The 10851-nt window shown below is 41.3% G+C and carries 2 protein-coding genes; both read right to left on the bottom strand.

Features of this window, described 5'->3' with window-relative positions:
• Positions 1 to 510 (bottom strand): SprB repeat-containing protein (locus BM266_RS17020; protein ID WP_175494754.1); only part of this gene is annotated, 510 nt, incomplete at its 3' end.
• 165 nt (positions 511 to 675) lie between these two features.
• A complete protein-coding gene (locus BM266_RS04735; RefSeq protein ID WP_093406551.1) occupies positions 676 to 10740 on the bottom strand; it encodes an Ig-like domain-containing protein in 10065 nt (3354 codons plus the stop codon).
• Positions 10741 to 10851 lie beyond the last annotated feature (111 nt).

Raw genomic sequence — 10851 nt, 5'->3', positions numbered from 1 at the left:
AGTACCCGCAGTTAATCCGCTAAAAGTATCTGATGTTCCATAAGTACCTGCATCCAGTTTATATTGGTACCCGCTGTTGCCGCCTGAAACAGTTCTTGCGGTTGCAGTTCCATCATTTCCTCCATTACAGCTAACTGGAGTGGAACCTGGTGTTGCCATAGTAAGGGCATCGGGTTGGTCAATCACAATAGTCAAATCACCCGAATTTCCGTCGGTATCAGTTACTTTTAAGGTATAAGTACCCGCATATAAGCCATTGATGTCTTCAAAGGAAGAACTATAGGTGCTAGGCCCAGACCAGTCAAATGTATAATCTAAGTTACCTCCGGTCACTGAAATTTTTATAGCCCCATCGTTTCCACCGAAGCAGGAAACAGCAGTGGTCTCATCAGTAGTTACTGTAAGTTCTGCTGCAGAATGCTTTGTAGAAGCTAAAATAAAGCTAAACGTGAAAACAATAAGAGAAACTAAAAGTCCTCCGGTTCTCACCGATGAAGTAATTTTACCCATAGGCGTTCTTCTTAAAATAAAGAGTAAAATTACATATAAAAAGTTAAGACTTACAAGTTTTTAAGGATAAATTTCCGATTTAAACCATTAAAAACCAGATAAAAAGCAATTTTTAAGATTCAATTTTAATAATTTGTAGGAATTAACTTTCAAAATAAATGTCAATTACTTCATCAGGAACTTTATATTTTTAATTCCTGAAGGAGTAAGCAATTTAACAATATAGACACTAGAGCCTATAGGTCTGGTATTCAGTATTATTTCTTTTTGATTAGGAATATCTTCAAAATCCTGTATACGTTTTCCAACCAGATCAAAAATCATTACCTCATTAATTTGAATTAAATCCGGGTTCATTATAATCAATTCTCTACTGTCGTGAAGGTAACGTATCTGGATATTGGTTAACTCTGCCTCAGGATTTGGTTCCTCAGGGATTACTGCATCCGGTTCTTTATGGAATACGATCTCAAAGCGGTCTAATATCTCCCCGGCTTCTGAAGTTCCCTTGTATTCTGCTTTTCTTAAATCGTGAATACTATCATTTAAATGATCCTTCAGGTACAACGGTTTATCGGCAGGCCAGTTCTCCAGAGTGTCGATTTTAAAAGTGAATTCAGATTCTCCTTTAATTCTTACACCGAGCGGTAAAACCTGGTCCTCGTTAAAATCGGGTACTGCCTGAATAACGTATTTTTCTTCATCGATCAACCAAAACATATCTTCTACGCTGTTATCCCGTAGGAGGGCATCATAACCCCAGTCAAAACCATTGGTAGTTGTAGGAATCGCTGCAGCCAGAATCTGCCTGTGATATCCTGTAGGAGACCTGAAATTAAGCCTGATGCGAGGTGGTTCATCCTCTGAATTTTTTGTGGTTTTTTCTCGTTTTTCCTGGCTCAGGAATAAAGAGTTACTTCCTGAACCAGTTTCTCTTTCATATACCCGTTGACTATTTTTAAATTTTATATCTCCTCCCAGGGATCCAGTGGTATTTATCATAAATCCCTGACTAACCGGGATGAATTGTCCGGGTTTTTTGCTGCTGGTGGCATCATTAGCATTAATTCTATCGTCATTGGAAATTGCACTTACCCCGGTTGGGGAACTTAAATTCAAATAGGCATAACCTCCAATATACTCTGCCAGTATATGATCTACTTCGATAAAATGATCCCAGAAATATATAGTGCCATCGAAAACGCCATTTCCTCCACCATTATCTCTAATAAACTGATGTCCATCAATTGCTGAGGGATAAGGGTTGCCGATAAGATAATTCTGTCCAGTAGCTATCGGTAACTCAAAATCTCCGTTATGTGGTTTTCCTTTAAAAACGTAATTCTGTTCAGCTCCAATACCAGCCGTACCATCGGAACCTTTCATAGTGTAGCCTTCCCCGGTTTTTAATAAGCCGTCAGCTTCTACGTGATCCCATTCTGCATAAAGATTAGCGGTTGCAGGCGAGAAGCCCCAAATCCAGTAGGTGCTAATGGTGATAGGATTAGATTTACCTCCATCAGCTGCCCAATAGGTACCCTGAAAATTGATTGTTTGAGGATTAGAGGCTGTAGTTCCATCCCGTAGAATTTCCCTAACCGAGTATGCAACATTATTGTCTTTTCCCTGGGCACTCACGGGGGAAGTCCAATAGTTATACACAAAACTGTTTCTTTTTCCTTGTTGGTCCCGTTCCAGCCAGCCTTTACTCGCATTGTCCAGAATACTTCCTGAATCTTGAAGTAATTGGGATTCCCCAACCAAATCCATATTTCCATCTAATAACAAGTAATGGGTAACCCTCATCATTTGTCCGCTATTGGTTTCATCCATATTACCACCAGGATTCGCCATGGTAATCAATTTGTCTACTGTTTCAGATTTTAAACCGAGAACGGTGACATCTTTAGCATCTGAAGTGATATTATCGAAGGTTCTTACAATATTCCACTCAATCGGGGCGCCGCTTATCCCGGTAGAGTTAGGTATATCCCAAACCTCAGGTCTTAACCAGGTATTAATTTCGGTCCAATCGCCATCTTGTTTCGAAAGATAGGGCAGAGGGGCGGTATTTTGCTGATGTGTGGTCATATTATGTAACCTGCCGGGAATCTGATTAATTCCTAAATCGGGTGTTAAGCCGTTTTGAGGCATCAATGCAGGATCGTAAGTAATCGGACCACCAGGTAAAAGCGGATCCGGTTCTGCGGAAATCAGTCGGTAGTAGCCTGCAAGATCAGCATAAGTTAAACTACCCGGTACCGGCATAGGAATTTCCACGCCCATATTTCCGGCATTTTGAAGATGTTGGTTCATCATAAACCGAATCTGGTCTTCGGTAAGAGCTTTATTCCAAATCCTCACTTCCTCGATCCAACCAGAAAAGTGATTTTCAGCCTTTTTCTCTGATTCATTCCATTTAGCACCTATTAGAGCTCTCGCTCCACCATTTCCGGTCCCGGAATTTCCCATTGAGATTCCATCCACAAATAATTCTCCGCCAGTAACGGCAATATGATACCATCTTGTGTTTGGAGTTACTCCAGCTGGAAGGTTACTCATATTTATTTCAATATTTGGTAAGGAAATAATGGTTCCTTCGCTGGCTTCGGGATAAATCCATGCTTCGATACTGCTGGTTCCTGCATAAGAGCCTAGACCCAAATCTACATAATCATCAACCCCATCGAAATCCAGGGTGGTGCAGTCCAGGATCTCAAATTGCACAGGAGTCTGAGTGGGTTCACAGGGTGAGTCTTCATCAGGAGTGATGGTATATTGAAGGGTAAAATTCCCTCCCATTCCCGGATCAAAAATGGCATTGGGGTCGTTGATGGAGGGAGTAAAATGTTCTTCTGCAAAGGTATATGTCTCCGGACTCTCCAATACTTCCCAGGCCACTGTGGATTCATCCTCATCTGGGAATTCAGTAATTACACCCTGGAAGGCTCCACTAATTACTCCCGTTAGTTGAACACTATTATCACCACAGGTTCCAATATCCGCTGTAGCAGTTGAAGTGTAGGTATCGAAAACATAGACCTGAATGGTTGCTTTGTTCTCTGCACTTTGACAGGGGTCTCCATTGGTGTCAAAAACAAGGGCAGTCTGTACTTCAAAATAATTCCATCCTATTTTTTCGGGAGTATAGGTTACTGTACCCTGGTTGATTTCTCCTATTTGCTCCAGATCGTTATTAGGATTATCAAGATCGTCATCATAGTACCAGATTAGTTGCACGTTATCGGGATCCTGAGGAATACCTATGTCATCAATGGTGTAAATTCCACCGGTGGACCCGTCGTACAACCATCTTATTCTCAAATTATTCAAGCCCGCATAAGCACTTAAATCTATAACCATATTATTGGGTACCCCAAGTCCTTCATCTCCAAATCGATCGTAATTTCCACTTATAGCTGGACCTCCTACTACAAAAAGAGGTTCATCAACGTATGTATTACCTCCGTCAAGTGAGATTTGAACCTTAATGGTATCCCCGGGTGTCAAATTGTAAGCCTGATCAAAGGTCAATGTTGGATTATCCATGGCATAGGTGTTGAATACCGGCGTTTCCAGGGTGGAAGGGTTGTTACCTGAGACGATGGCAAATCCTTTATTACCTTCATCTCCTGAACTCGAATCGAACCTTTGATATGTGGTGCCTGATCCATTAGGGTTAGCCATTATGAAATCATGAGGATTTGTCCTCATCCAACGATCTGGTCGGGTGTTATCCGCTGCAGATTCAAAGGTGTATTCGGTATCGCTATCAAAACGTTTTACCCTCCAACCATGGTTGGCAATCGAGGAGTTATCAAAAGCACCACCTTCAAAAACGCCATTACCTCCATATCCCGTGCCGGCGTTCAAGGTGACTATATCTCCCAGACAAATTTCTCCGGGAGAAGCGGTGACCGGATTAGGAGCAATATCTGATGGAATTATACTTAAAGTTGCGGTTTCAGATAAAACATTTGGGGAACAGGCACCACTTTGAACTTCTACCCTGAAAATGGTGGATTCGTTATTACTGGCAGCAATCACTTGTTGCCCGGAGAGGGTGCTTCCAGTAAAAGGCTCACCATTTTCCAGAATGGTTGCCCAGGCAGTAGCAGAATTCCTCCGGTATTGCCATGCTACAATTTCCCCAACATAATTACCTGAAGTTTGCAATGGCACCAGATAATCGTCTGTGGGAAATTCACACATCATGAATACCCTGTCTGTACCTCTAAAAAGTAAGCCCCCGGCTACAGGTTCGGGATCAACAATTATATTCCATTCATTCGAAAATACTTCACTACACACACCATTAGTTACCACTACTCTATAAGAAGTGTCTTCAGTTAATCCGCTAAACTGATAGTCTGCATCGGGTGTCTCTTCATTAATTGCGGTCCACGAGGTAGAGGATGCATTTCTGTATTCCCACCTGTCTATTGTGCCCGCATAATCGGTGAGATTCAATTCTCCATTAGGGCTTGTAACACATACACTCTCAGGTCCTTCCAAGGCTCCAGCCACAGGTTGCAAATCTACTTTAATGGTGATTTGTGCTGTATTAGTACAACCATTCTCATTAGTAGCAGTTAAAGTATAAGTAGTTGTTTCTACAGGATCAAGATCTTGTTGTGCCCCTGTAAGCGGATCGCCAGTATTACCATCCCAATTCCAGTAATAGGTGGTTGTATTTTCAATTATCTCATTATTATCACTAGCTGTAACCTGAAAATTATCTCCTTCACAAATTTCTTGATCATCTGGCAGAATTATATCGGGTAATTTACTGGTGTGAACGGTGATCATAGCTTTTTCACTTTCACAGCCATTATTATCCACTAAACTCACCCAGTAATTTATATCTCCTGCTGCACTGGTTTGAGGAGTTGGAGCTTCTCCAAGAGGTGTGGTTGATGATGCTGAATCATACCAATTTGCAGAAGCAGCACCATTAAGATCTACCGAAAGTGGCGTAGCTGTATCTCCCAAACAGTATGTAATCAGTTTTTCTTCATCTGTAAGCACGGGAGCTGCAGGTGTGTCAAATATGGTAACTGTTACGGTAGTTTGTGGACTTTCACAATAAGTATCTTTTTGAGTAACATAATATGTAATATCGCCGGGAGTACTGGTATCAGGTGTAGGAGCTTCGGATAATTCATTGTTGTTGCTGTCATACCAGGTGAAAGTAGCTCCGGCCTCTCCTGAAACCGTAAGTTCCGTTGCTGTTTCTCCAAGACAATATTCAATTGGAGAAGTGGCTGTAGGTGCATCCGGTAGAGGATCTACATCCAGGTTAAAAGAATTGGAAATGGCTTCCGGGCAGTTAAAGTTATTAGCACTACCATCTATTCTAACAGCATAGGAAGCCTGATCTGCAGACGTTATGTTACTAATTGTTAGTGTCCCTTCGTAAACCTGAATACCCTGTATTTCTGGGAAATTTGCTAATTCTTCTGCTGTGGGGTCCCTTTCGATAAGGCTACTCTGCATATTAGTTTGGTTTGCGGGATTTACCAGTGAACCATCTGCATATATCCATTCAAAGATTAATGGATCACCATTGGCATGAGCAACAAACTTAAATTCTACTGAAGCATTTGTATCATCACAAACTCTCACGTCATCTGCGGGTTCTATTATAACAATGTCTTCATCTACATTTAGGGTAACGCTTTCTGACTGAACCTGAGAATTCTCATCAGGCGTACAGGCATTTGTTCCGCTTACCACCGCATAATAGTCGCCTGCATCTTTTGAAGTTGCAACTGGAAGTGATAGGGTAGCAGCCGTGGCTCCTTCAACTGGATTTCCATTTTTATACCATTGGTAGGTAAGCCCGTCCCCTGAAGCTCCTACAAAAAATTCAGCATCATTCGTGGAGCAGATCCCGAGGTTAGTGGGTTGCGAAGTTATAACTACTTCTTCATAAATAGATATGTCGAGCGTAGTTGTTTCTTCTGCACAACCTCCGTAGGCAGGGATAGTGTATGTTATTGTGTAATCTCCAGCGGTTCCAGCACCTGGTGTAAATGCTCCTGTTGATGAATTAATATTAATACCATTTGCACTCCAGATTCCTCCTGAAAATTCTCCTGGACCTGTTAATAAAGGAGTGTATTCAGAATTATCAGCAGTACAGAATTCTATCTGATCATTGGTAAAAGAAATAGTCGCATCTGGATTAGCCGCAACTGTTACTGTCGCAGAGGGTAGGGCCGCTGTATAATTCTGAGTACAGGAAGGAGAATCGGTATAATTTACAGAGACTATTTCATAAACAAAAGGAGTGTCAGTATCATTGGTGGCCTGCAGTGCTCCAGTTTCAAGCGTTGCTTCGCCATTACTGTCTAAGGTTACGGTTGACTGATTATTATTATCTCCATTAAGCCTGTAAGTAACTATTGTTCCTGGAATTCCACCGAAGAAAATGATTTCAGTACTGCCACCACTACATATAGAGGTGTCTCCACTTATCTCAACAGTTGGTGTTGCTCTTACATCAAGAATGGCTGCTTCAGAAACTATTTTAGAACATTCATATTCTGCAGGACCTGTGATTTCTACATAATAACTGCCGGAATCATCCGGAATAACTGAGTTTAAAGGGAGTGTAGCCGAATTCATTCCAGAAATTTCTGTTCCACTTCCGGGATTTCCCTTGAACCACTGGTATGAGAAAGTATTGTCCAAAGTAACTCCGCCAACAGATGCTGAAAAAGTAAGAGAAGTGTCTTCTCCTTCACAAACTGTAAGACCTGCAGGCTGTGTATCTATATTGATATTCTGGTCTACTGTAAGATTTGCAATGGTTGAGGTTTCCGGAGAACAGGGGTCTTTTCCGCTAATAACAACCACATAATCTCCCGCATCAGATGCAGTAACATTGGTCAAACTAAGAATATTTCCTGTAGCCCCGGGTATTTCATTTCCTGCTGAGGCTGAGTCTTTATACCACTGATAACTCAAGCCTTCGCCGGTGGCATCTATCCGAAATTCTGCATTCCCGCTCTCACAGGTTCTTTGGTCTAAAGGTTCTTGAGTAATAGATACCTTTTCATAAATCGTTACATCTGTAGTTACTGATACATTTTCACAGCCCCCACTTCCTTGGATTTTATAAGTGACGGTATATGTGCCGGGTGTAACATTAGCAGGTATAAATGTTCCATCGGTTTGGATCTCACTTCCTAAAGCTCCGGTCGCTGAAAAAATACCGGTTTCCCAGGCTCCGATTTCATTTGTATAACTTACCGTTGCGGGAGTGGTTTCAGAGCTGCAATGATCGGCATAAGATATTTCTACTCTTGGGCTTGGATTTACAATAATGTCTGCAGATTCGCTTATTGTTGTAGAACAATTAGGGGCATCAGTATACTGAATACTTGTAAGAGAATAAGTAGTGTCGCCAGATAATGCTTCCGAAGTTATTGTTGATTCCCCGGTTTCACCAATTTGAATTGTTTGATTACTTCCTGAATTAATATTATATGTAATGGTCGTATTAGGTGTAGCTGTAAAAATTACTTCTCCAGTTTGCCCTTCACAAATTTCCTCTGTTGCTGCAATGCTTGCCGTAGGTTCAGGTCTAAAGAAAATGCTCATTTCTGCATATCCCGTTCCACAGGCATCGGGGTCTTGTCCGGTAGTTGCCGGCGGAGGAACCTGAACACTTACTTTTACTGAACCGCTTGCCTTATCGGCTTCGGTAGCATTATATGTTATGTTAAATGTATTTGGGTAATTATTGAAACTTGTAGGTAATCCTGATAAGTTACCAGTTACATCTGTACCGTTACCATTAACTGCAGTGTAGGTAGGATTGAATTTTTTTGAATTTCCAAAGGCGATTTTACCTGGAATGGTAATTTGGTTTGTAGTGGAACAAACTGTTTGGTCATCGCCAAGATCGGTAATAATATAATCGGAAATGGTCATTGGAAATGATGTGGTAGCAGCACTGGTAAAACATCCATTAGTTGCTGTCACCTGAACTGTTTCGGTATCATTATAGTTTCCGCCAGCTGTAACATTCACGTTTATTTCATAAGAGGTTTCATCACCAATAATTTCCCATCCTTCTGGTAAGATCCAGTTATAGGAAATTTCATCAGAGACATAAGGCACTGATAAGAATAGGGGGTTTAGGGGTGGACAAATTTTAGGGTCGGCTTCAAATTCAGCTATTGAAGAGATGGTGCCGGGTTGAGCTGGAGCTGCATCGACACTTTCCACGGCAAGACTTAAAATTGAAGTCTCTCCGCAATCATTTTCAGCATACATGGCTATATTGCCATCATCAGATCCTGCCGAAACAGTAATTGAATTTGTGCCCTGGCCGCTAGTAATACTCCAGTTGCCTGGAACGGTCCATACATAATTGTCAGCATATTGAATATTTGGAATTGTATAGGTTAAGCCTGTAGCGTCACGACAAACCTTTGCATCACCCGAAATTGTCTGAGTATTGATAACCGGGGCGGGATTTTTTACATTCACTGGATAAGTTGTAGTAACGCTTCCGCAATCATTACTAGTACCGGTAAATTCTATATTACCATCATTACCTAATTGTCCGGAAGTAACTGTGATCTCATGAGTTCCCGCTCCGGCGGTTATTGTCCATCCGGAAGGAACCGTCCAGCTGTAATTATCGATTCTGGCATCTTGAGTAACACTGAAAATAAAGCCTGTTTCTCCAGGGCAAAAATTTGTGGATCCTTCACTTTCAGTGATTGAAGTTTCTCCCGGTGTTCCATCGTCCACTGTAAATTGAAGTGTTTGTCCAGAAATACTTGTGTAATCGGCAGGATCAACACATTCGTTAACTGCAATCACCTTTAGGTTTTTTGTGCCTGTGGCTCCGGAGTTGATATTAATACTGGTTCCATTCTGGCCTGACAGCTCTATGTTATCTAAATACCAGATATACTCATCTGCGTAATTAATTTTAGAAATAGAATAGCTAACATCTGTATTTGGACAAACGGTTGTTGGTCCAGATATCGGCCCGGGATCGGCAGGAATAGGGTCATTTACGTTTATTGAAAGTGATGAGGTACTACTGCTTTCGCAATCATTAGTTGAAAAAACCTGGACGTTACCATCATCATTGGAGCCTCCGGCTATTGCTGTTATAGAAGCGCCATCATCTGCTCCCTGAATAGTCCAGTTTAGAGGTAGACTCCAGGTATAGGAATTAACATTGGGATCTTGAGTAACTGAAAATGTAACGCTATCTCCAGGACAAATAAGTGATGGTGCTGAAATCGTTCCCGGACTAGAAGGGATTCCCGGTCCCACATCTACTGTTAGTGTCGACTCGGTACTTTCACCGCATTCATTTATTGCTTTTACCTTAATCACCTGTCCGTTCCCTACATTTCCAGAGGTAATGTTGATGTTAGTAGAAGTACTGGTTCCGGTCCAGCCTGTTGGTAATATCCATTGGTATGAATCAGCCCTATCAACTGCTGTAATATTATAAGTCGCAGCGGTATTGGAGCATAAATTAACAGGGCCTGATATGGTTCCAGGTTGATCGGGAATAGCTCCTTTTACAGATATGCTTATAATATTACTTTCTGCTGCATTATCTCCATCAGTATCATCACCATCAGTTGCGCAAGCTTTATTAGAAGTCATAAATAACTGAACATTGTCTCCGTCACTAAACTGGTTATAACTAAAATTTTCCGATGAGCTTAATTCAGTGCCATTCACTCGCCAGCTGTAACCGGGACTGCTTCCCTGATTGGTTAGACTGGCTGAGAAGGTTATGGATTCACTGGGACATACAAGGGTTTTGTTTGAAGAAATACTGGCTGTAGCCGTAGTCACCTCTACTACGGTTATTGTTCCTGAAATATTACTCGCTACAGAATCCTCATTGGTAGTACCTTTACAGAACAAAATTAGTAACCTGAATCTGGAATTGTTCTGTGGGGAATAATTTAGAAGGTCTTCTCCCGTTTCTCCGGTAATATCATTCCAGTTGGCGCTTCCAATTTTTTCCTGCCATTGATAAGTTTGATTTATTGCACCATCCAGATTAATGGTGGAGGTAATGGAGATGGTTTCATCTGAACAAATGGTAGAACTACCCTGCAGGGTGATAGAAGCAGAAGTATTTGGATTTGGGCCATCAGAACACTGCCCAAACCCATCCAGAGAATTCAGCAAAAATAATGAAAGTATAAAAAATATAGAGAGTAATTTTTTTCCCATAATTGTAATGCATTAGGTGGATCAATAAATTACGTAGGGATAATTTTATGTTAACTGAGGTATGGTTGGTTAAACCATTGGGGCGAAGACAATTAACAATTAAATATAAGG

The sequence above is a fragment of the Salegentibacter flavus genome, assembly GCF_900115145.1.
In the GTDB taxonomy this organism is placed as follows: domain Bacteria; phylum Bacteroidota; class Bacteroidia; order Flavobacteriales; family Flavobacteriaceae; genus Salegentibacter; species Salegentibacter flavus.
This window is presented reverse-complemented; position numbering and strand designations above follow the sequence as displayed.

Coding starts and splice junctions, on each gene's coding strand:
- BM266_RS04735 (WP_093406551.1), bottom strand. CDS start 10,740: ATGGGAAAAAAATTACTCTCTATATTTTTTATACTTTCATTATTTTTG.